At 67.9% G+C, this 20,413-nt stretch carries 24 protein-coding genes; 8 read left to right on the forward strand and 16 right to left on the reverse strand.

Annotated elements, in window-relative coordinates; genetic code table 11:
• Window positions 1-80: 80 nt before the first annotated feature.
• The 3 genes from BN971_RS13465 to BN971_RS13475 are packed head-to-tail and all read left to right on the forward strand — an operon-like array spanning window position 81 to window position 1,857.
• Complete coding sequence (locus tag BN971_RS13465; protein ID WP_085182537.1) at window positions 81-1,358, forward strand: cytochrome P450; 1,278 nt, start codon at window positions 81-83, stop codon at window positions 1,356-1,358.
• A complete protein-coding gene (locus BN971_RS13470; RefSeq protein ID WP_085182536.1) occupies window positions 1,355-1,543 on the forward strand; it encodes a ferredoxin in 189 nt (62 codons plus the stop codon). Before BN971_RS13465 ends, BN971_RS13470 begins: the two co-directional genes overlap by 4 nt.
• Before the next feature lie 29 nt (window positions 1,544-1,572).
• Window positions 1,573-1,857, forward strand: coding sequence for a DUF1330 domain-containing protein (locus BN971_RS13475; RefSeq protein ID WP_085182535.1), 285 nt, complete (start codon window positions 1,573-1,575; stop codon window positions 1,855-1,857).
• Between the two features lie 27 nt (window positions 1,858-1,884).
• Here BN971_RS13475 and BN971_RS13480 read toward each other — a convergent pair whose 3' ends face one another.
• The 8 genes from BN971_RS13480 to BN971_RS13515 form a co-directional block, all read right to left on the reverse strand.
• Window positions 1,885-2,076, reverse strand: a complete 192-nt coding sequence (locus tag BN971_RS13480) for a ferredoxin (RefSeq protein ID WP_085182534.1) — start codon at window positions 2,074-2,076, stop codon at window positions 1,885-1,887.
• An 11-nt stretch (window positions 2,077-2,087) separates the two neighbouring features.
• Window positions 2,088-3,293, reverse strand: coding sequence for a cytochrome P450 (locus BN971_RS13485; protein ID WP_085182533.1), 1,206 nt, complete (start codon window positions 3,291-3,293; stop codon window positions 2,088-2,090).
• Window positions 3,294-3,406: 113 nt separating this feature from the next.
• Entirely contained in the window at window positions 3,407-4,207 is an 801-nt protein-coding gene (locus BN971_RS13490) for an NAD(P)-dependent oxidoreductase (protein ID WP_085182532.1), read from the reverse strand.
• 7 nt (window positions 4,208-4,214) lie between these two features.
• Window positions 4,215-5,030 carry an NAD(P)-dependent oxidoreductase gene (locus tag BN971_RS13495; protein ID WP_085182531.1) on the reverse strand — a complete coding sequence of 272 codons (816 nt, stop codon included), beginning with the start codon at window positions 5,028-5,030 and terminating at the stop codon, window positions 4,215-4,217.
• Window positions 5,027-5,956 (reverse strand): alpha/beta hydrolase, encoded by a 930-nt coding sequence (locus BN971_RS13500; RefSeq protein WP_085182530.1) that lies wholly within the window; start codon window positions 5,954-5,956, stop codon window positions 5,027-5,029. The genes BN971_RS13495 and BN971_RS13500 overlap by 4 nt, the downstream gene beginning before the upstream one ends.
• Window positions 5,953-7,596 (reverse strand): thiolase C-terminal domain-containing protein, encoded by a 1,644-nt coding sequence (locus BN971_RS13505; RefSeq protein WP_085182835.1) that lies wholly within the window; start codon window positions 7,594-7,596, stop codon window positions 5,953-5,955. The genes BN971_RS13500 and BN971_RS13505 overlap by 4 nt, the downstream gene beginning before the upstream one ends.
• Window positions 7,593-7,892 carry a ferredoxin gene (locus tag BN971_RS13510; RefSeq protein WP_085182834.1) on the reverse strand — a complete coding sequence of 100 codons (300 nt, stop codon included), beginning with the start codon at window positions 7,890-7,892 and terminating at the stop codon, window positions 7,593-7,595. Before BN971_RS13510 ends, BN971_RS13505 begins: the two co-directional genes overlap by 4 nt.
• 8 nt (window positions 7,893-7,900) lie before the next feature.
• Window positions 7,901-9,208 (reverse strand): NADH-ubiquinone oxidoreductase-F iron-sulfur binding region domain-containing protein, encoded by a 1,308-nt coding sequence (locus tag BN971_RS13515; protein ID WP_085182833.1) that lies wholly within the window; start codon window positions 9,206-9,208, stop codon window positions 7,901-7,903.
• Between the two features lie 36 nt (window positions 9,209-9,244).
• Here BN971_RS13515 and BN971_RS13520 point away from each other — a divergent pair, with 36 nt between their 5' ends.
• Window positions 9,245-9,727 (forward strand): hypothetical protein, encoded by a 483-nt coding sequence (locus tag BN971_RS13520; RefSeq protein WP_085182529.1) that lies wholly within the window; start codon window positions 9,245-9,247, stop codon window positions 9,725-9,727.
• A gap of 5 nt (window positions 9,728-9,732) precedes the next feature.
• Here BN971_RS13520 and BN971_RS13525 read toward each other — a convergent pair whose 3' ends face one another.
• From BN971_RS13525 to BN971_RS13540, 4 genes are read right to left on the reverse strand one after another with little or no spacing between them, the layout of a single operon-like run.
• Window positions 9,733-10,599 carry an alpha/beta fold hydrolase gene (locus BN971_RS13525; RefSeq protein WP_085182528.1) on the reverse strand — a complete coding sequence of 289 codons (867 nt, stop codon included), beginning with the start codon at window positions 10,597-10,599 and terminating at the stop codon, window positions 9,733-9,735.
• Window positions 10,600-10,613: 14 nt separating this feature from the next.
• On the reverse strand, window positions 10,614-11,027 hold the full coding sequence (locus BN971_RS13530; RefSeq protein ID WP_085182527.1) for a Rieske (2Fe-2S) protein: 414 nt from the start codon (window positions 11,025-11,027) through the stop codon (window positions 10,614-10,616).
• A gap of 1 nt (window position 11,028) precedes the next feature.
• Entirely contained in the window at window positions 11,029-12,174 is a 1,146-nt protein-coding gene (locus BN971_RS13535) for an amidohydrolase family protein (protein WP_085182526.1), read from the reverse strand.
• A 45-nt stretch (window positions 12,175-12,219) separates the two neighbouring features.
• A complete protein-coding gene (locus BN971_RS13540; RefSeq protein ID WP_085182525.1) occupies window positions 12,220-13,314 on the reverse strand; it encodes an amidohydrolase family protein in 1,095 nt (364 codons plus the stop codon).
• Window positions 13,315-13,624: 310 nt separating this feature from the next.
• Here BN971_RS13540 and BN971_RS13545 point away from each other — a divergent pair, with 310 nt between their 5' ends.
• Window positions 13,625-14,287: a hypothetical protein gene (locus BN971_RS13545; RefSeq protein WP_139027103.1), complete on the forward strand. Its 663-nt coding sequence runs from the start codon at window positions 13,625-13,627 to the stop codon at window positions 14,285-14,287.
• Window positions 14,288-14,333: 46 nt separating this feature from the next.
• On the opposite strand, the gene BN971_RS13550 is transcribed toward BN971_RS13545, so the two are convergent.
• Complete coding sequence (locus tag BN971_RS13550; protein ID WP_085182523.1) at window positions 14,334-14,714, reverse strand: carboxymuconolactone decarboxylase family protein; 381 nt, start codon at window positions 14,712-14,714, stop codon at window positions 14,334-14,336.
• Window positions 14,715-14,791: 77 nt separating this feature from the next.
• Here BN971_RS13550 and BN971_RS13555 point away from each other — a divergent pair, with 77 nt between their 5' ends.
• From BN971_RS13555 to BN971_RS13565, 3 genes are all read left to right on the forward strand, one after another.
• Window positions 14,792-15,430 carry a nitroreductase family protein gene (locus BN971_RS13555; RefSeq protein ID WP_085182522.1) on the forward strand — a complete coding sequence of 213 codons (639 nt, stop codon included), beginning with the start codon at window positions 14,792-14,794 and terminating at the stop codon, window positions 15,428-15,430.
• 121 nt (window positions 15,431-15,551) lie between these two features.
• On the forward strand, window positions 15,552-16,550 hold the full coding sequence (locus tag BN971_RS13560) for an acyl-CoA dehydrogenase family protein (protein ID WP_085182832.1): 999 nt from the start codon (window positions 15,552-15,554) through the stop codon (window positions 16,548-16,550).
• Window positions 16,534-17,709, forward strand: coding sequence for an acyl-CoA dehydrogenase family protein (locus tag BN971_RS13565; RefSeq protein ID WP_085182521.1), 1,176 nt, complete (start codon window positions 16,534-16,536; stop codon window positions 17,707-17,709). Before BN971_RS13560 ends, BN971_RS13565 begins: the two co-directional genes overlap by 17 nt.
• Before the next feature lie 61 nt (window positions 17,710-17,770).
• Here the strand turns inward: BN971_RS13565 and BN971_RS13570 are convergent, their stop codons facing one another.
• From BN971_RS13570 to BN971_RS13580, 3 genes are all read right to left on the reverse strand, one after another.
• The gene (locus tag BN971_RS13570) at window positions 17,771-19,141 is read right to left on the reverse strand and encodes a cytochrome P450 (RefSeq protein ID WP_085182520.1); all 1,371 of its coding nucleotides are present in this window, start codon (window positions 19,139-19,141) and stop codon (window positions 17,771-17,773) included.
• Between the two features lie 21 nt (window positions 19,142-19,162).
• The gene (locus BN971_RS13575; protein ID WP_085182519.1) at window positions 19,163-19,357 is read right to left on the reverse strand and encodes a ferredoxin; all 195 of its coding nucleotides are present in this window, start codon (window positions 19,355-19,357) and stop codon (window positions 19,163-19,165) included.
• Between the two features lie 131 nt (window positions 19,358-19,488).
• Window positions 19,489-20,190, reverse strand: coding sequence for an SDR family NAD(P)-dependent oxidoreductase (locus BN971_RS13580; protein ID WP_085182518.1), 702 nt, complete (start codon window positions 20,188-20,190; stop codon window positions 19,489-19,491).
• Window positions 20,191-20,413: the final 223 nt, after the last annotated feature.

A 20,413-nucleotide genomic window follows, 5' to 3' on the forward strand; every position in this document is an offset into this window, starting at 1 on the left:
CGGCCGGCACGCAAGTGTGGAAATGTAATACTCATCTGCGAGAGGCACATTCTCACCAGCCGAGATCCGAGGAGTAGGAGATGGGGAACGACTTCGCCGAAATGGACTTCTTCCGGGATAAACGGCTCGTCGAGGACCCCTACCCGTACTACGAGGCCCTGCGCCGGCAATGTCCGGTGACCCGGGAGAGCCATCACGGCGTCACCATGGTGACCGGCTGGGACGAGGCCTGCACCGTGCTGAACGATGCCGAGACCTTCTCGTCGTGCATCTCGGTGACCGGGCCGTTCCCCGGCTTTCCGGTGCCGGTCGAGGGCCTCTCCGACATCACCGAGCTCATCGAGGAGCATCGCGACGAACTGCCGTTCAGCGACCAGTTGCCGACCCTCGACCCACCGACGCACACCAACCACCGGGCCCTGCTGATGCGGCTCATCACCCCCAAGCGCCTCAAGGAGAACGAGGACGCCATGTGGCTGCTCGCCGACCGGGTGCTCGACGACTTCCTGGCGCCCGGCGAGGGCGATTTCATCAAGGGCTTCGCGGGGCCCTTCACGCTGCTGGTGATCGCCGACCTGCTGGGTGTCCCCGACGAAGACCGCGACCAGTTCGTCAAGAACATCCACCGGCACGCCGGAGGTGGCGTCGGCGGTACCGGCGAGAAGTCGCTGGCGCACAGCCCGCTGGAATTCCTGTACGGGACGTTCGCCGATTATGTCCGGGACCGCCGCCGGGAGCCGCGCGACGACGTGCTGACCGGCCTGGCCACCGCCACGTTCCCCGACGGCTCGGTCCCGGACGTCGAAGACGTTGCGCGCGTTGCCAGCAACGTGTTCTCGGCGGGCCAGGAGACGACCGTGCGGTTGCTCGGCGCCGCGTTGCAGACCATCGCGGAACGCCCGGACATCCAGCAGCAGTTGCGCAAGGACCGCAGCCTCATTCCCAACTTCATCGAAGAGGCGCTGCGCATCGAGAGCCCGGTCAAGGGTGACTTCCGGCTGAACCGGGTGCCGGTCAATGTGGGCGGGGTTGAGCTGCCGGCCGGTACCACGGTCATGGTCGTTCAGGCGGCCGCCAACCGTGACCCGCGCCGGTTCGAGGACCCGACGACGTTCGATCTCACCCGAAAGAACGCCCGCCAGCACATCTCGTTCGGCCGGGGCATCCACAGCTGCCCCGGCGCCCCGCTGGCGCGTGCCGAGACCCGGGTGGCGATCGAGCGGCTGCTCGACCGGACTTCGGACATCAGGATCGACGAACGCGTTCACGGGCCGGCGAATGACCGCCGCTACCAATACGTTCCGACCTACATCCTGCGTGGGCTGACCGAGCTGCACCTGGAGTTCACGCCGGCATGAGAGTTTCCGTCGACGATCAGCGCTGTCGGGGTCACGGCGTGTGCGTCACGCTGTGCCCGGAAGTGTTCAGCCTGACCGACGACGGCTACGCCGTCGCGATAACCGCCGACGTGCCAACCGAATCGGAGGTGGCCACCCGGGAGGCGATCGACTGCTGCCCGGAGCAGGCCATCGCCGAGTCCTGATCGAACACCCGCGAGCGAGGAGATTGTCAGTGGCGAAGGGATATGTCATCCTCACCGAGGCGATCAAAGATCCCGAGGGCATGAAGGCCTACGGCAAGGCCGCGATGAACGCAATGCAGGGCGCCACCATCCTCGCGGTGGACACCGCACCCGAGGTCATCGAGGGCAGCTGGCACGGCAACCAGACCGTCGTGCTCGAATTCGAATCGGTGGACGCGGCCCGCGCGTGGTACGAGTCCGAGGCCTACCAGAAGGCGGCCAAACTGCGGCAGGCCGCCGCCGACTGCAACGCGGTCATCGTCGCCGGGCTCTGATCGAGCGGTTGCGGCCTTGGCGGGCCGCTAGTCGACGATGGAGATGGCCTGCCGCGGGCACTGCCGGACCGCTTCGCGGACCTGATGCTCATTCTCCGGGGTGACTTCGGGGTTCAAGACGGTCAGCATGTCGTCGTCCCCCACCTGAAAGACCTCCGGGAGGATGCCCATGCACACGGCGTTGCTTTCGCACAGCTCCCAGTCGACGTCGATTCTCATCACCGGCCCCCTTACCGAAGCACTTTGACGGGTACCGTGTGCCAGCCGGCCACGTTTTGCATGTGGACGCGTTCCAGGCGGTCCCATTCCACTTCGTAGCGTGGCATGAATTCCAGCAGCTTTTCCAGAGCGATCCGGCTTTCCATGCGGGCCAGCGCCGCGCCGAGGCAACTGTGGATGCCGTAGCCCAGACCGAGGTGCTGCGCCTCGGTCTGGTCGCGCTCGATGTCGAACGTGTCGCCGTCGGTGAAGGCATCCGAATCGCGGTTCGCCGAGGCGCCGATCAGGAACACCGGCTTGCCCGGCGGGATCACGCCGCCGCTGACGTGCGCCTCCTTGAGGGTGTAGCGGACGTTGTACTGAACGGGTCCTTCGTAGCGCAGAAGTTCTTCGACCGCACCCGGGACCTTGCCGGGGTCGTCGAGCAACTTCTGCCACTGCTCGGGGTGACGCGCGAAGATCACCGCCGCGTTGCCGAGCAGCTTGGTCACGGTCTCGGCGCCCGCACCGCCCAAAAGTGTGGCGAATCCGGTGATTTCGATGTCGTCGAGCTTGCGCAGCTGACCGTCCTCGCCGGGGATCTCTGCGGCGATCAGCCTGCTGATCATGTCGTCCTGCGGGTCTTCGCGCCGCTGCTGGACCAGGCCGAAGTAGTACATGGCGGTGTCGATGTTGGCCTGCATTCCGGCCTCGGTGATCTCGATCTGGCCCGGCTCGCGGTGCAGGCTGGTGTCGATCCAGTGCCGGACCTGCTGGCGGTACTCTTCCGGCACCCCGGCCATCCTGGTGATGACCTCGACCGGGAACGGCCCGGAGAAGTCCTGGACGACGTCGAATTTGTCGGGGTCCGCGGCGCCCAGGTACTTGTCGATCACCTCGATGACGGTTTCGCGCTGCGACTGGACCGCCCTCGGGGTGAATGCCTTGTTGAGCAGGCTGCGCATGTGCCGGTGCTCCGGCGGGTCCATGAAGATGATCGACTTCTGCTCGGGGGAGATGCCCTTGCGCACCATCGCCAGGTCGCATCCGCGCGCCGACGAGTAGGTCTCGAAGTCCTTGAACGCGGCCGCGACGTCCTCGTGGCGGGTCAGCGCGTAAAAGTCCTCCTTCTCGTCGTAGTAGAGCGGGGTCTCCTCGCGCATCCGGCGGTAGATGTCGAAGGGGTTGTTGAAGTACTCCTCCGAGAACGGGTCGAAGACGACCTTCGGTTTTGTCACTTAAATCTCCTCAGCGGCGGGGGCGGGCTGAAACCGTTACAGCGAGCCCGCGGACTGTAACGCTAACGGTAGCGGCTTCGGGACGAACCGGGAAGGACCAAAACGCGGCCATCTCAGACCCGGCCGGCCACGTCGATGGCGCCGATGACGTCGTCCAGCGCGCCGAGATCGCCGCCGAGTTCCGCGGCGACGCGGCGGACGACCGCAACGTCCTTGCCCACGAAGTCGCCGGTCGTCTCGATGAACGACTCGACCGACTCCCGGGCCGCCACCAGGTGAAGGACACGGCTCGTCGCGCTGCCGTGCGGCAGCGCGGCCAGCAGCGCCGACTCCGGCACGCCCAGCCGCTTGCCCAGCCGGACGGCCTCCGCGAGCAACCCGAGCTGACCCGCGAACAGGGCGTTGTTCACGAGCTTCACCTTCAGCCCAACCCCGCGCGGCCCGACGTGCAGCACCGGATCGCCATAGCAACTCAGCACCGGCCGCACGCGCGCCACCGCGTCGTCGGAACCGCCCACGAACAGCGTCAGCGTCCCGGCCGCAACGTCGTGCGGGCCCCCGCTGACGGCGGCGTCGACGACGTCGATCCCGTCGGCGCGCGCCGCGATGGCATCGATGGTCGCCGGGCTCGCCGTGGTGTGCACCACCAGCGCCGAACCGGGCGGCATGCAACCCGGCAACTCACCGCCGAGGCATACCTGCCGCACCTGGTCGTCGGTGAAGACGCAGACGATCACGATGCCGGCCTGGCTGCCGGCCTCGTCGACCTGGGCGACCGGAATTGCGCCCAGTTGCGCCAGCTGGCCCCGCTTTTCGGCGGTCCGGCCAACGGCGCGAACCTCGTGCCCGGCCGCGAGCAGCCGGCTCACCATCGGCCGTCCCATTCGCCCCGCGCCGACGAAGCCGATTTTCACGGCGCCGTCATCGGGGGTTGCCCATCAACGCCAGCGTGGCATCGGCCGCATCGAGCACCGCACCGGCGCTGGCCCCCGCCCGCTCGGCGAGGTCGACGACGAGCCGGACGTCCTTCTGCAGGAGTCCACCGGCGACGTCGGCGAGTCGCTCCAGACCGCCAATGCCGCCGATCACGTTGAGCGCAAAGCTGTTTCCGCTGCTGCGGCCGACGACTTCGGCCAGGCGCTCGGGGTCGACGCCGAGCGCGGCGGCCAGCGAAAGGGCCGTGGCGGCGGTGCCCAGGTTGGCGGTGAACAGCAAGTTGTTGAGCAGCTTGGTCGTCTGGCCGGAACCCAGCTCGCCGAGGTGAACGACCGGGTCTGCGTACGTTTCGAAGACGGGACGGCAGCGGTCGACCACATCGGCGTCACCACCGGCCATCAGCAGCAGCCGGCCCTCCGCGGCGGCCGGGCCGCCACCGCTGACCGGCGCGTCGATCACCGAAACTCCCTGCGGCTCGGCCCTCTTCGCGAGGCTTCGGCAGGTGCCGGGGTGCACCGTGCTGTGGATGGCGATGACGCTGCCGGGGTGCATCGCGGCCAGCACGCCGCCCTCGCCGCGGGTGATCTCCTCGACGTCGGCGTCGCCGACGACGCAGAGGCAGACCAGGTCGCTGGCCGCGGCCAGTTCGGCCGGCGACCCGGCGTGCTGCGCGGGCGTGTCGGCGAACTGCTCGAGGGTGGCGGGCCTGCGCGCCCACAGGGTGGTCGGGTAGCCGCCCTCGATGATCCGCCGGGCCATCGGAGCGCCCTGGCTGCCCAATCCGATGAAGCCGACCTTCATCGGGCGCCTTCGGCGTCGGGCTCGGAAGAACGTGAGGCTGGCTGCACGCTCGAGCCTGCGGCCGCGGCCACGCACTCGTCCACGAACGACAACACGTTCGCGTGGTAGTCGGCTGCGGTGTAACCGAGGCTCATGTTGTGTCCCGCGTCGGGCTGCCTGTGCACGGCGAACCGCGGCGTTCCGGAGAACAGCGCGGCGATGTCGGCCATCGCCGAATCGTCGTTCTGCCAGACCTTCTCGTGCTCGGCGATGCTGAAGTGCACCGGGACGCGCACCGCGGGCGCCAGCGCCGGGAAGTCTTGGCGGGCCCAGTCCGACACCATCTGGTCTTCGTAGGCCGGGGCCGTGGGGGAAACCGTGGCGCCGCCCAGCACCTCGGGCGGATACAGCTCCTCGGGCTGCCACAGCAGGTCGCGCAGCCCCGCGGGTCGGCGTTCCCGGGTGGCCACTTTGAGGATCTCCCGGGCCGCGCTGTGGTAGCGCCGTCCGGTGCCCGCCAATTCGATGCCCAGCAGATCGGCGCCGCGCTCGTCGGCGCCCATCCGCATCGCCAGCTCGCACCCGCCCGAATGGGCCATGACGAACAGCCCGGCGCCGCGTGGCCGGTCACCGAGAATGCGGTCGACCGTGCCGTAGGCGAGGTCGACCCGTTGCTCGGGCCGGGCCATGGCCTCCGGGTACGGGCCGGAGCTGCCGTAGCCGGGGCGGTCGATGGCCACCACCGTGAACCCGGCCGCCGCGCCGGTCCGCAGGAGCGACAGCGACGGGTGGCCGGGGCAGTCGAAATACGTTGCGGTGGTGCCCCCGCCGTGAATTGCCACGATGACGGCCCGGGGCGCTTCGGTGTCCGTGGGCTCGGCGACCAGTGCGGACATCGGCACGCCGCCGGCGATCACCAGCCGGGGGCGGACCGCCGGGGCGTTCATGCGTCGGACCGCAGCAGCAGCACGCCGCTGGGGGTCAGGCCCCCGCTGCTCACCACGCCGACGCGGGCGTCGGCGACCTGCCGATCGCCGGCCTCGCCGCGCAGCTGGGTGATCGCTTCGTGCAACAGGCCCATGCCGTGGGTGCGCCCGTGGGAGAGCTGACCGCCGTGGGTGTTGAGCGGCAACAGGCCGTCGCGGGCGATGTTCTTGCCGCCGTCCAAAAAGTCCCTGGCGCCGCCGATTTCGCAGAAGCCCAGCGCCTCGATCCAGGACAGGCAGTTCATCGTGAAGCCGTCGTAGAGCTCGGCGACATCGACGTCGGCGGGTCGCAGCGAGGTGCGGGTCCACACGTGCGCGGCCTGGCCCAGCACCTGCGGCTCGTGGGTCAACGTGCTTTGATCCCAGTCGATCCGCTCGATGATCTGGGTTCCCACCGCCTCCACCAACACCGGCGGCTTGGGCATGTCGCGGGCCGCATCAACGGCCGAGACGATCACCGCGACGGAGGCGTCGCAGGGCACGTCGCAGTCGTAGAGGCCGAACGGTGTCGTGATGGGCCGCGCGTTCAGGTAGTCGTCCATCGTCATCGGCGACCGGTACACCGCAGTGGGATTGAGTTCGGCGTTGGCCCGCTGGTTCAGCGCGATCCAGCCCAGCGTCTCTTTCGTCGTGCCGTAACGGTGGAAATGCCGCTGGGCGTTCATCGCCAGGGTGTGCGCCGCCGACGTCGCACCGAACGGGAACATCCACCCGGCAGGACGACCCATCGAGCCGCCGATCTTGCCCTGCTTCATCAGCTCGTTGTGCGTGGCCTCCCACAGCGTCCGGAAGCACAGCACGTGGCGGGCCAGCCCGGTGGCGACGGCGAGCATCGCGGCGATCACCGATCCGCCGGGGCCGAACGTTTCGATCCCGCCGTTGTGCCAGGTGGGGCGGATTCCCAGCGCGGCCTCCAGCGCGGTCACCCCGCCCTCGCCGAACCCGCCGAGGTTGCCGCCCCCGGGATAGGTTGACAGGCCGTCGATGTCGGCGAACGTCAGCCCGGCGTCGGCGATCGCGGCCTCGCAGGCCTGCACGGTCAGCGCCAGCGGTGGCTGCATCAGCCGGCGCCCGATCGGCGACATGCCGATGCCGGTGAGCGCGACCTTGTCCTCGAACTTGTCGGCGGTCAGCATGGGGCGGACGTGTTCGCCGAAGCGCTCGGGCGCGATCTCGTCGGCGGGCATGGGGCCGCTCTGGCCGGGCACGGGCCGGAACAGCGGCAACCAGGCGTCCTCGGCCCGTTCGAAGACCACCTCGACCTGCTGGCCGAGTTCGAGATCGCCGGGGTCGCAGTCGACGATGTTGGTGGTCAGGCGCACGCGCGGGTCCTCGGCGATGGCGACCTGGGCGACCACGTACGGCGCCGGCAGCCCGGGCAGGCTGAAGCGGTGGTTCACGGTGAACCCGGCGAGCGTCGCCTTGCCGGACACGGCGCGCACCCCGATGTCCCGCGAGCGGCAGTACCGGCACACCGGCGCGGGCGGGTGGATCAGCGATTCGCAGGCCCGGCAGTGCTGCAGCCGCAGCGTCCCGTCGGCCCCCGACGTCCAGAAGAATTCGTTCTCCGGGGTGACCAGAGGCGCCGGGCGCGGTGTCAACGGGTGAAACCCCACTCGGCTTCGTTGTCTTCGGTTCTCAGGTGCGCGGCGGGATCCTCGTCGACGTGCGCGGTCGGTTCCGGCACGTCGTCGGGCCGACGTTCGTCCATCTCCATGATGGCGTGCGCGGGGCAGTCCATCAGCGCGCGCAGGACCGCGTCGCGGTCGGCTTCGGGGACGGTGCCGTCGCCGATCAGGCACGCGTATCCCCAGTCGTCGAGCGAGAAGTATTGCGGCGCATGCTTGGCGCAGACGCCGAAGCCGTCGCAGAGCGTGCGGTCGAGATGGACCTTCATGGTTTGATTCACGCGTAGCTCACCGCTTCCACCTCGTAGGGCCGCTCGGCGCGAAATGCGTTGCCGCGGCACGTATCACAGGCGTTCTGGAGATGAGCCGCCACGGCCTCCGGGAATTGGTCGAGCAGGCTGCCCGCCACGTTGGTCGCGGCGTCGAGCGTGGCGCACGCTCCGCGGCCGCGCAGCTCCATCGACCAGCGGCGCAGCCGGCCGAGGTCGTCGGCGGTGGCGACACCGTCGCGAAGCGCGCCGGCCGCGGCGGCCATCGCGGCGGTGCCGTTGAAACATGACCCGCACTGGCCGGCGTTTTCGCGATCGAAGTAGGCCAACACCGATGCCGCGACCGCCACCGGGCAGTCGTCGGTGAGCACCGTCACGGCGCCACAACCCAGCCCGCTGCCCAGGCCGCGCAGCGTCTCATGGTCCAACGTGGCATCCAGCACCACGCGGTTGAGCAGACCTGCGAAGTAGCCCCCGAGCAGCGCTCCCCGCACGTGGTCGGGCGAGACCCCGTGGTGGGCAAGGAGTTCGGTGAATGGCAGGCCGTGGGGGATCTCGTAGAGCGCGGGTGGGCGCCCGGCGCCTGTGATCGTGGCAAGGAAGGTCCCGGGCGACTGCTGCGTGCCCTGGGAGCGGAAAGCCGCCGCCCCGTGCCGCTGCAGGTAGGGCAGGTTGGCGAGGGTCTCGACGTTGCTGACCAGGGTGGGCCGGCCGCCGACGCCCTTCTGAAAGGGCCGGGGCGGCTTGTCGGTCGGCTTGACCGGCCCCCCGTTGATCGCGCGGGTGACGGCCGTTTCCTCGCCGGCGATGTACCCCGGCGCGACGCTGATCACCTCGATGGTGATGTCGAACGGGCGCTCCGAGAGCGCGGCTCGCACGCTGCGCGCGGAGTCCTCGTCGGACACGTAGATGTAGGCGTGATCGGCCGCCACCACGGCCGCGGCCAGGCGCAGGCCGTCGAGCACCAGATGCGGCCGGTTGCGCAGCAACCAGCGGTCTTTGATCGACGCCGGCTCGCCCTCTTCGCCGTTGGCGACCACGGCGGAACCGCCGCACGCGCGGCCCGTCAAGCGAGCGTTGTCCCGCACCGCGCGCAGTTTGACAGCCAGGGGGAACGCGGCACCGCCGCGGCCCTGCAGCCCACTGGCTTCGACCTCGGCGAGCATTTCGTCGGGGTCGGCAAGCGGTTGATAGCCGCCGAGCTTCTGGTAGGCCGGGTAGTCCTCCCGTCCCTGGCCGGGCCGATCGCCCAGCAGCCGCGACGGGCGCCCCGGCCAGGTGGTGACGCCGATGGCCGGGGCGGCGCTGGCTTCCATCACGAGCACTCCAATCTCGCGGTTAGTCTTGCGCACATGCGAACTGCAGTAGTCCGCGTCAACGTCGACCCCTCCGGGCTGCTCACGGCCGCACAGCTAGGCGAGGGCATGACGGCGCTCCTCGAGCTTGCCCACGAGATCGGCGCGGACGTCGTCGCCAACGATCTCGCGGCGATGCCGGTCGGGCGCCGAGAGGTCGAGCTGCTCATCGCCCGTGACAACGTCGACGCACTGAAGACGCTCGGAGTCGAGATCTGCGACAAGGCTTTTGGAGCTTTCGGACCCCGCCCGGTCGCCGGTGTGGTCACCTTCATCAGCAGGGGCACCGACGACGACGCCCACGGCGTGCTGGCCGCATTCGGGCTCAGCGGCGAGATCGTCAGGACGCCCGGCGACGACGGCTTCGACATCGTCAACGTGACCCTGCGTGAAAGCGACCTCGACCGGGTACCGGAGAGCCGGATCCATACGGCCCTCGAGGCGTCGCTCAACTGCGAGGTTCACATCCGGACCGTGTAACCGCGTCATGATCCCAGGAATTCGAGGATCGCGGGCGCCGCCTGCACCCAGGTGTCGAACATGTTGAAGTGCTGCACCCGACCCGCCGCGCGCTCCTCGGACGCCCGCTCCCACGCGTCCTCCGGCCAGGGCGGATCGATCAGCGTGGACCCCTTGATCAGGCAGCTGACCTCGAGCGACGTGCGCTTGGGGTGGTCCATGTCGTTCTCGCCGCCGCGAATGATCAACGTGGGAACGGTGATTCGGTCGAACATCTCGTCCTCGACACCGGGGATCGTTTGTCCGGGTTTGGACACGAACGCGTTGAGCCAGCGCAGCATCACCTTGAGGAATTCGTCCTTGTCGAACTCTAGGAACCGTTGCTGGTTGCGCGGATTCTCCTGGATGCGCTCGCGCCACTCGGAAACCTTGATCACACCGTCCATTCCGGTGCCGCGCACGGCGAGAATGCTCGGAATGATGTAGAAGGATCCCAGGACGAACGTGCCATAGATGCCGCCGACGATGTTCCACACCACGAGCTTCTCGACGAGCTCGGGGTAGAGCATCGTCGTGAGCATGGAATCCCTTGCCCCGCCCGAGCCCCCGGCGAGAATGCAGCGGTCGACGCCCAGCGCGCTCAGCATGCCGCGCAGCGTCTCCGCGCGCATGTGCGATTCGCTCTGCCCGTAGAACTGCACATCGGAGGCCCCGCAATTGGGTCGGTCCCACAGCAGCACCCGGTAGCCGCCGGCGACCAGCGCGTCGGCCAGCGGACGCAGACCGGGAATCTCCTTGCTGAACCTGCCCCCCGGTGTCAGGACGATGAGATCGCCTGCATCTCCCAGGATTTCGTAGACGACGCGGCCCCCGTTGACCTCGATAGAAGACACGATCCTCCGTAACGTCAGGCCATTACCAGCACGTCTTTGCCCACGACGCGAACCGGGTAGGTGCGGATGCTCCACTCAGGCTTGACCGCCGTCGTGCCGGTCGCCAGCTCGAAACCCCATTGGTGCCAGGGGCAGTAGATGTACTCCAGGTCCCGCACCATCACGGCGTCACCGGGGGCGGTCTCATCGACGATGGTGCGCCCGCGGGCACGCCCCGAGCACAACGGGCCGCCCTGGTGCGGGCAGTAGTTCGCGATGGCGTAGAAGGTGCCGTTGACGTTGAAGACGCCGACGCCGTGCCGGCCGATCGGCACCAATTTGTGCTTCCCCGGAGGGATCTCGTCCACCGTCGCGACGACGTGCTCGCGTCCCTGCGCGAGGCGGGGCTGGGGGCGACTGAGGGTGGCCCCTTCGTGTTCGGCGGTCAATTCAGAACACCCGGGTCTGGCCCTCGAGGACCGGAACGGTCTCGGGCAGGTGGTAGGTCGCGATGCCGTTCTTGTACATCACCGCGTCGCGGGCCGCCTTGGGGAGGTGCTTGACCAGCCAGCGCGGGTCGTCGAACGTCCAGTGCGGGTAGTCCGAGGAGAAGAGCAGGATCTTCTCGCACTCCATCCACTCCAGGGCGCGCGTCAACTCGGTCTTGTCCTCCGGGTAGTCCAGCGGCTGGGTGGTGAACTTGATGTGCTCCTTGACGTACTCCGACGGCTTGCGCTTGATGTCCAGCCACGACTTGCGCGCCTCGTAGATCGCGTCCATGCGCCACATCAGCGGCAGGATCCAGGTGAACGCGTGCTCGACGAAGACGATCCGCAGCGTCGGGAAGCGGTCGAAGACCCCGTCGAATATCAGGCTCATCACCTGGTTGTTGGCCAGCAGCGAGTAGGTGACCATGAAGTCGTGGTTGTAGCTGGGCAAACCCACCGGCGGGATCGGCAGCTCGTCGAAATGGCTGCGCGCGAGGTGACAGCTGACGGTGATGTCGTGCTTGGTGGCGGCCGCCCAGATCGGGTCGTATTTCGGGTCGCCCCATGACGGCCGCGGTTCGGCCTTGATCAGAATCTGCCCCATGTAGGGGTGCCCGGCCCAGCGCTCGATCTCGCGCGCGGCCGCTTCCGGCTCCTCGATCGCGGCGCAAATCGAACCGCGCCACCGCTCGTGCCAGTTGTTGTGGCTGTCCAGCCAGTGATTGGCCTGCCAGTCGTTCAGCGCGCACGCCATCGCATGCTGTGCTTCTCGAATGCGGGCGGGGTAGGCGGCGGGTTCCAGGATCGCGATGTCGGAGCCCGCCTCCATGATCAGCTGGCGGAACGCCAAGTCCGGGTCGCTGCAGGGGAATTCGCCATTGGGCGGGAAGGTGTCCACGCGCATGGCGTAGCTGTGCGCGTAGTCGGGGGCGTCGTAGTAGATCTGCTCACCGACCTTGCGGGTGAGGAAGTACTTGCTGCGCCAGGGCTCGGGGATGTAGGGGAGGAGTTCCCCCCGCTTTGGTGAGGGGTGGACGTCGGAGTCGACGCACCGCACGGCGATGCGCTCGGCGGCGGGAACCCGTTCGTGCATATGGGTCAGCGTCATCTCAAAGCTCCTCTGTCTCCACGGTTTCCTCCACGGTGGGTCCCTCTACTGTGCGCCCGACGCGACGGCGATGTCTATGCCGTACAGGTTGGCCGCGGTGCGCCAGCACAGCTTCTCGCGCTGCTCGGCGGACAGCGCCGCGGGCAGCTTGCGGATGTCGCCGCACTGCCAGTGCGGGTAGCTGGAGCCGAACATCACCATGTCGTCCTTGCCGGTGAAGCCGAACCATTCGCCGGCGAATTCTGCGTCGGCGGGCGGACCGTCGAGGCTGCCCTGGACGAAGTAGACGTGATCGGGCAGGTAGTCGCTGGGGATGCGGGGCGCCCAGGGCGTCTGCTCCAGGTGCGGCCGTCCGAAGGTGTCCATGCGCCAGATGAACGGCGTGACGAAGTCCGCGGCGCCGTCGGCCCAGACGAACTTGAGTCCGGCGAAACGCTCGAACACGCCCTCGGCGATCATGTTCATCAGGTGGTACACGTAGTTCAGCGCCATGAAGCCCACGTACTGCTCGTAGGTGCGGGTATTCCCGGACGGCGTGGGTGGAGACGCGATCCCCGAACCCACCTCGATGTGCGCGGCAATCGGCAGGCCGGCGTCGACCGCGGCTTCGAACAGCGGCCAGTATTGCGGCTTGCCGTACAGGTCGCGGGACTGCAGCGGGATCCCGATCTGCACCACCCGCGGGTGCGCGCGCCACTTCTCGATCTCCCGCAGCGCTCCGGCGACGTCGTCGGGATTGACCCGGATCGTGCCGCGGAACCGGTCGCCGAACTCGGCGGACTCCAGCCAGCGCGACACCATCATTTCGTTGTGGGCGGCGTGCAGCGCGCTGCCCAGGTGCCGGTCGGGCATGATGCCGCGGCCCATCGGATGCAGGACCGCCACGTCGACGCCGCGCTTGTTGAACAGCTCGTTGGCAACGTATTCCGGATCCGAGCCCGGGTACTGGCCGTCAAGGCCCTCGGTGTTCGGCGCGTACTCGCCACCCGGCGCCCCGTACCAGTCCATCTCGTAGTCGGGGAAGCCCCGGCTCTTGAACGGTTCGCGCAGGAACGAGCGCAGGTCCTTGTTGGACGGAAAGAAGATGTGCACGCTGGCGTCGATCACCGGCGTGCGGGTCCCGTCAGCGTGTTCGATCACTGAAGCCATCCTTCGGCCGCCACGGCAGCTTTAGGCCGCGACGGGTCATATGATAGACAATCTAACATTTTGTTCGAGCGCCGATCAATGCGATTTCGGTAAGCGTTCTGATTACTATCGGCCCTGGTAGTCATTGGTTTTCCGTCAGATCCGGTAAGTGTCGTTCTTCAATGCGGATAATAGCATTCTCCATCGTGATCGCCGAGGCCGATCGCGACTCGGGTGCAGGCGAACCGGGCCTTCTACGGCCGCCGTCTGACCACTTCCTCGGTACGATTCCTCGCGTGATCGCCGGACTTGCCTCCGCACGGTGAGGGCCGTGCCCGCGTGCATCGTGCGCTGGATTGGCGCGTTGTTCGTCGTCGGCGCCGCGCTGTTCGCGCTCGGTGTCCTGCTCTCGCTGCTACCCGCATCGCCGCCGCTGCTCTCGGCGGGGACCTACGCGATCGGCGCGGTCTTCTTCACGGCCGCCGCGACCTTGCAGCTGGGCCTCGCCCGCCGAGAACTGCCCGAAGCCGAGCGGCACTCGTTGCCGTTGCGTGCCCGGACCGCCGATTGGCTGGCCGCGGCCATCCAGTTGGTGGGAACGGTGCTGTTCAACGTCAACACGATGGACGCCGCGGTAACCATCGGAGCGCGCCCCGATCTGGTGGACGTCGAGGTGTGGGTGCCCGACATCGTCGGCTCTCTCGCGTTCCTGGTTTCCTCGGCCATCGCGATCGTTCCCGAGGTCCGGGCCCGGCGGAATTCGCATGTCGCAGACGCCTCGCAGCGCATCGCGTTTCTCAACTTCGCGGGATCCGTCCTGTTCTTCGCCTCGGCCGTCGGCGCGCTGGTCTTGCGCTCGGGAGCCGACGTCAGTCTCGTGTGGGCCAACGTCGGCACCTTCTTCGGCGCCCTGTGCTTCCTCGTGGCCGCGTGGCTGTTCGGCTGGCCCGCCGCGCCGCCGCAGGGCCTCGACGCCAAGCGTTGAGTCCTTCGCCGCGCCACGCCGACGGGCCCGGTGCGCGAATCGCCTGTCAGCGCCGGTCCACTTCTGCGAATGCCTCACTCGCGATACGAAAGCTGTCGACCGCGGCGGGCACGCCGGCGTAGATGGCCACCTGCAGCAAGATCTCGCGGATCTCTTCGCGACTGACGCCGTTGGTCAGCGCGGCCTTGACATGCGTGCGTAATTCGTTGGGCCGGTTGAGGACCGAAATCATCGCCACGTTGAGCATGCTTCGCGTCCTGAGGGCCAGCCCGTCGCGACCCCAGACGGCCCCCCAGCAGTACTCGGTGACGAGATCTTGCAGAGGCTGGGTGAAGTCGTTCGCGTCGGCCAGCGCCCGGTTGACGTATTCCTCGCCCAGCACCGCGGAGCGGATTTCGAGTCCTCGTCGGTAGGTTTCGCTCGGCAATGGTCTTCTCCTTGTGACGGCTCGGGATGCTCTCTTGATATGACCTTCGTATAGCAGTGACGGCCCGAGGAGAAGCCATGACCGGAGCGAGCGACGACGTCTGGGAAGTCATGTCGACGGCCCGGACAATCCGGCGGTTCACCGACGAGCCGGTTGACGATGCGACCCTGGCACGGTGCCTGCAGGCGGCCAGGTGGGCGCCCTCGGGCGCCAATGCCCAGGGCTGGCGTTTCGTGGTACTGCGATCGCCCGGGCAGCGGGCCGTGGTCGCCGAGGCCGCGGCCCGGGCGCTGCAGGTCATCGAGCCCGTCTACGGCATGAGCCGGCCCGCCGACGACGACCGCAGCCGTCGCGCCCGCACCTACCGGGCCACGTACGAACTGCACGACCGCGCCGGCGAATTCACGTCGGTGCTCTTCGCCCAGCAGCACTACCCGACGGCGTCCGAACTTCTCCTGGGCGGGTCGATCTTCCCTGCCATCCAGAACTTCTTGCTCGCCGCGCGCGCCCAGGGGCTGGGGGCCTGCATGACCAGCTGGGCCTCCTACGGCGGCGAGCAGCTCCTGCGAGAGGCGGTCGGGGTGCCCGCCGACTGGATGATCGCCGGCCACGTGGTGATCGGCTGGCCCAAGGGTAAGCACGGCCCGCTGCGGCGCCGCCCGCTCGCCGATTTTGTCAACGTCGACCGCTGGGGCGAGCCGGGCGAGGCCTCCTGACGCCTCACCGGACCGACCCGCCGGGCCGGAGTCGGTGATCGCGTAATCGATTTTTGAGATTACTGCTTCCGCTTCGGAGAATGATATTCTCGCCAAGAGGCGGCGACAGGAGGCGGTGCGGATGCTGTTGGAGTTCGATGCCGATCAGCGGCTGTGGCAGAGCACGGTGCGCGACGCGGTCGCAAAGCACTGTCCGCCCGCACTGGTCCGGAGTGTGGCCGAGGACGGCGCCGACTCCACTCCGGTCTGGAAGGCCTACGTCGGCCAGGGGTGGACCGAGCTCAACGACACCGAGAGCACGGTGGAGCTCGCTATCGTCCTTGAAGAGCTCGGGCACGCCACGGATCCCACGCCCTTTCTCGCCACCATGAGCCAGTTCGCCCCGTTGGCGGGCGACCGCTTCGATCCCAATCAATCGGGCACCGCGGTGTATGGCGGCGTGGCTGCACACCGGGATGCCGAGGGGTGGGTGCTGGACGGTACCGCGCGGCACGTGCTCGACGGCGATCGCGCCGACCGCCTGGCCGTGGTGACCGATGCCGGGGTGTTCCTCGCGGCGCCCGACCAGGTGACCGCCCGGCGCTCCGCCGTGTTCGACCCGGTCCTGCACGTGGCCGACCTGTCGTTCAACGGCGTGCGTGTCCCTGACAGCGATCGACTCGGCGTGGACCGCGAGCGAGCCCACCACGTTGCGCTGACGGGCATGGCGATCACCACGGTCGGCGCCTGCCAGCGCATCCTCGATCTGGTGCTCGACCACGTGCGCAGCCGCCACCAGTTCGGGGTGCCGATCGGTTCGTTCCAGGCGGTCCAGCACAAGGCCGCCGACATGCACGTCGCGATCCAGCGGGCGCGCGCGTTGGCCTACTTCGGGGCCCTGACCATCGCCGCGGACGATCCGCGGCGCCGGCTGGCGGCCGCAATGGCGAAAGCGTCGGCGGGCGAATGCCAGTCGCTGGTGTTCCGGCACGGCCTCCAGCTCTTCGGTGCGATGGGATTCACCTGGGAGAACGATTTGCAGTTCGCGCTCAAGCGGGCCAAGGCCGGCGAGCACCTGCTCGGCGGCGCGGCGGAGCACCGCGCGCGGATCGCTGAGGAGTACCGTGCAGCTGACTTTTGACCCGGACGTCGAGGAGTTCCGGGCCGAGTTCGCGGCCTTTCTCGACGAAAACCTGCCCCCCGCAAGCGAAACGCTGGAACGTCCACGCTCTGTCTCGCACATGCCGCAGTGGGCGCGCCGCTGGCAGCGCCTGCTGTTCGACAACGGTTGGCTGCTGCCCGGACAACCCCCGGAGTTCGGCGGGCGCAACGCGACCGTCGTGCAGCAGTTCGTCCATCTCGAGGAGTTGTGCCGCCGGCGCATCTATCACAGCTTCAACCCGCAGGGCGTGAACATCGTTGCCGCGTCGCTGTTGTCGTTTGGCAGCGAGGAACAGAAGCGTGACTGGGCCGTGCCGATCCTGCGCGCCGAGATCACCGCGTCGCTGGGAATGAGTGAACCCAGCGCGGGGTCGGACCTGGCGTCGCTGCGCACCCGCGCGGTACGGGACGGCGACCACTTCGTCGTGAACGGGCAGAAGGTCTGGACGTCGGGCGCGCACGACGCCGACGTGCTGTTGACGTTCGTGCGCACCGATCCCGACGCGCCCAAGCACAAGGGCATCAGCGCGTTGATCATCCCGACCGACATCCCCGGCGTCGTGCGCCGTCCCTTTCCATCCATCTGCGCCGCGGACGATCTGGACTTCAACGAGGTGTTCTTCACCGACGTGCGGGTGCCGGCCGAAAACCTCGTCGGCGCGCTGAACGAGGGCTGGCGGGTCGCCAACGGCTCGCTCGGGCACGAGCGCACGATGATGTGGCTGGGCTTCGCCGACCGCCTCGAAAACGTTGCGGCCGACTGGCATCCGGCCACCGAGCTCGAGCGCGACCAGTACGCCACCATGATCATGGACAAGCAGGCGCTGCGCCTGCTGGGTTCGGTGGCGCTGGCCGGCGCCGCCCGCGGCGAGGACGACGTCGCCGCGATCTCGGTGCTCAAGCTGCTGGGTTCGGAGGCCGAGTTGCGCGGGACCGAATGGGCCCTGGCGTCGGCCGGGGCCGACGGCCTGGTGCATCCGGGGCAGACCGGGCCGTACGCGCCCATGAACCTGGACCACTACTTCGGCAGCTGGTTCGACCGTTTCGCCCGCAGCTTTTCCGGCACGATCGCCGGCGGCACCTCCGAAATTCAGCGCAACATCATCGCCCAGCGGGTGCTGGGTTTGCCTCGGGGCTAACGGTTTACGCCCTGCCGAGTGCGCGGCCGTCCTCACACTCGGCAGGCAACGGGCGAGCGGCTCAGTCGATGACGGCGGCGTCCTTGCGCTCTGTGATCGGCTTGGCGAGGCCCTGCTCGTCGCAGGCGCGCTGCAGCTTGTCCAGGGTGTCATCGAGCCCGGCGCCCAGCCGGTTGCCGGGCGTGAAGGTGGCAGGCAGCTTCTTCATGCCCTGGATGACGCCGATGGTGTCGTAGTGGATGGTGCCTTCGGGGTCGCATTCATAATCGGGCATCCGATCGAGCACCGCGGTCAGCATGGACTTGAACACCGTGCGCGCCACGTTCGATCCGGCACACCGGTGAACGCCCAGCCCGAAGCTGAAGTGCCGGTTGCCCTTACGGTCGAGGACGATCTCGTCCGGGTCGTGGAACACCGCGGGGTCGCGATTGGCCATGGCCCACGAGATCCACAGCCGCTCGCCCTCCCTGAAGTGGGTGCCGTCGAGCTCGACGTCGTCGGAAAAGGTCCGGCCGTCGCCGGGCGCCGGGGTGAAGTAGCGCAGGAACTCCTCGGTCGCGGGGTCCAGCAACGTGTCGCGTTGCTTGCTGAGCAGCTCGCGCTGATCGGGATGCTGCGAAAGCCATTCCAGGGAATGGGCGGTCAGCGCCGTGGTGGTGTCGAAGCCGCCACCGATGATCAAGCCGAGATTGCCGATGATTTCGAGATCCGGAGCGGGCTCGCCGTCGATCCGCATCTCCAGCAGCGCGTTGACGAGGCCGGGCCGCGGGTTGTTGCGAATCTCGATCATGTTGTTGATCAGGTCCAGGCCCATCTGGCGGTGCATCTCGGTGACCCGCTGGATATCGGGGGAGTGCTCCGGCGTGTACACCGCGGCATGCGTTGGCTCGCTGTACATCTGCCAGTTCTTCAGCGGGATGCCCATCATGGCCAGCGTCAGCACCGCGGGCACGATGTTGGCCAGATCGTCGACGAAGTCGATGCTGCCGGTCTCGATCCGCTCGTCGACGCACGCGCGCACCACCTCGTCGATGAACGGCTCCCAGCGTTTGACCGCCGCGGGGGACAGGTACGGGTTGAGCACGCTGCGGTAGATGCGGTGCTCGGGGTTGTCCATTTCCAGGATGCCGCCCCGAATGCCGTTGATGCGGCTTGCCGTCGGGATCGAAATGCCTTTGTAGCCACGGCGTTCGTTGTTGACGTCGTGGTCGTTGGAAACGGCGGGGCAGCGGGCCAGCTCGAACACCTCGTGGCTACCGGCCGCGACCCAGTGCCCACCGTAAGTGTCGCTCCACGCCATCGGGCACTTCGCGTGCATCTCGTGGGTGACCGCCTCGAACTGCGTGCGGTACTCCGGGCTGTGCCGGTCGAAGTGATACCGGTTGCGCTTGCGGTCGCTTTCGCTGTCGCTCACGACATCGTCGACGCTCAAAGTACTGTCTCCTTCGCCAGTTCACTCGGTGATGATGATGGCCTGCTCGGGGCAGGATTGCGCGGCTTCGCGCACCTGCTCCTCCTTATCGGCCGGCACCACTTCGTCGATTGCCGACGAACTGCCGTCGATGTCGCTGAGCTGGAACGAATCCGGAGCGATCATCGAGCACAGGGTGTGGCCCTGGCAGCGTTCGGGATCAACCCAGACCTTCACGGTGTCGTCTCCTTGCCAGTTTCTCGTTCAGTCCTGATGGTCGTACCACTTGGGGTAGCCGCCGGCGTCGACGCGCAATTGCATTCCGGTTCTCCTTCCCCATGCCTGCGTGAACGTCGAGCCCGTCGCTTTTAGGTGTTGCGCCCGCCGTTGACGCCCAGGATCTGGCCGGTGATGTAGCCGGCCTCCTCCGATATCAGGAAGGCGCATGCCGCGGCGATGTCTTCGGGCCGGCCGATGCGGCGCACCGGGGTCCGCGCGATGGTCTCGTCGATGTCGCCGAGGTAGCCCTTCTTCTCGGCGGCGCGGAGCATCGGTGTGTCGATGAAACCCGGGGGGACGGCGTTGACCGTGATGCCGTTCGGCCCGTACTCGAGCGCCAGCGACTTGGTGAGGCCGTTGACCGCGGACTTGGCCGCCACGTAATGGCTCATGTACGGCGCGCCGGAGTGGGTGCTCGACGACGAGATGTTGACGATGCGGCCCCACCCGGCCTCCACCATGTCGGGCAGCACTGCCTGGGTCACATGGAAGACGCCGTTGAGGTTGACGTCGATCACCCGTTGCCAGTCTTCGAAGGTGATGTTGCCGAAACGCTTGAACCCATCGAGTCCCGCGGCGTTGACCAGGACGGTCACTGGCCCGAGCCGGGCGCGGATGGCCGAGAGCGCCGCGTCGACCTGTGCCCGGTCGGTGACGTCGGCGGTGAACGCGAGATCGGCTTCCGAGGGGCGCAGGTCGACGGTTGCCACGTCGAGACCGTCGGCGCGCAGCCTATTGGCGACGGCCAGACCGATGCCGGATCCGCCCCCGGTGACCACCGCTGTCTTCACGTCCCGTCCTCTGGCTCACAGGTGGCCATCTCGGCCACAAAGAATCGCGCTTACAATTATGAGAACCTTACTCTCCGCGCGAAGCGGGTGGCAAACGTTGGCCGAAACCGCGTGCGGCCTGCAAAGAGAGCGCCGACGCGGCGCTCGGGCGGGCGACCGAGTACGACGGTCTCGTTTCTCCGACTTTCTTGAATTCTCGATACCCGACTGTAAGATTCGCCCG

The sequence above is a fragment of the Mycobacterium bohemicum DSM 44277 genome (genome assembly GCF_001053185.1).
GTDB lineage: Bacteria > Actinomycetota > Actinomycetes > Mycobacteriales > Mycobacteriaceae > Mycobacterium > Mycobacterium bohemicum.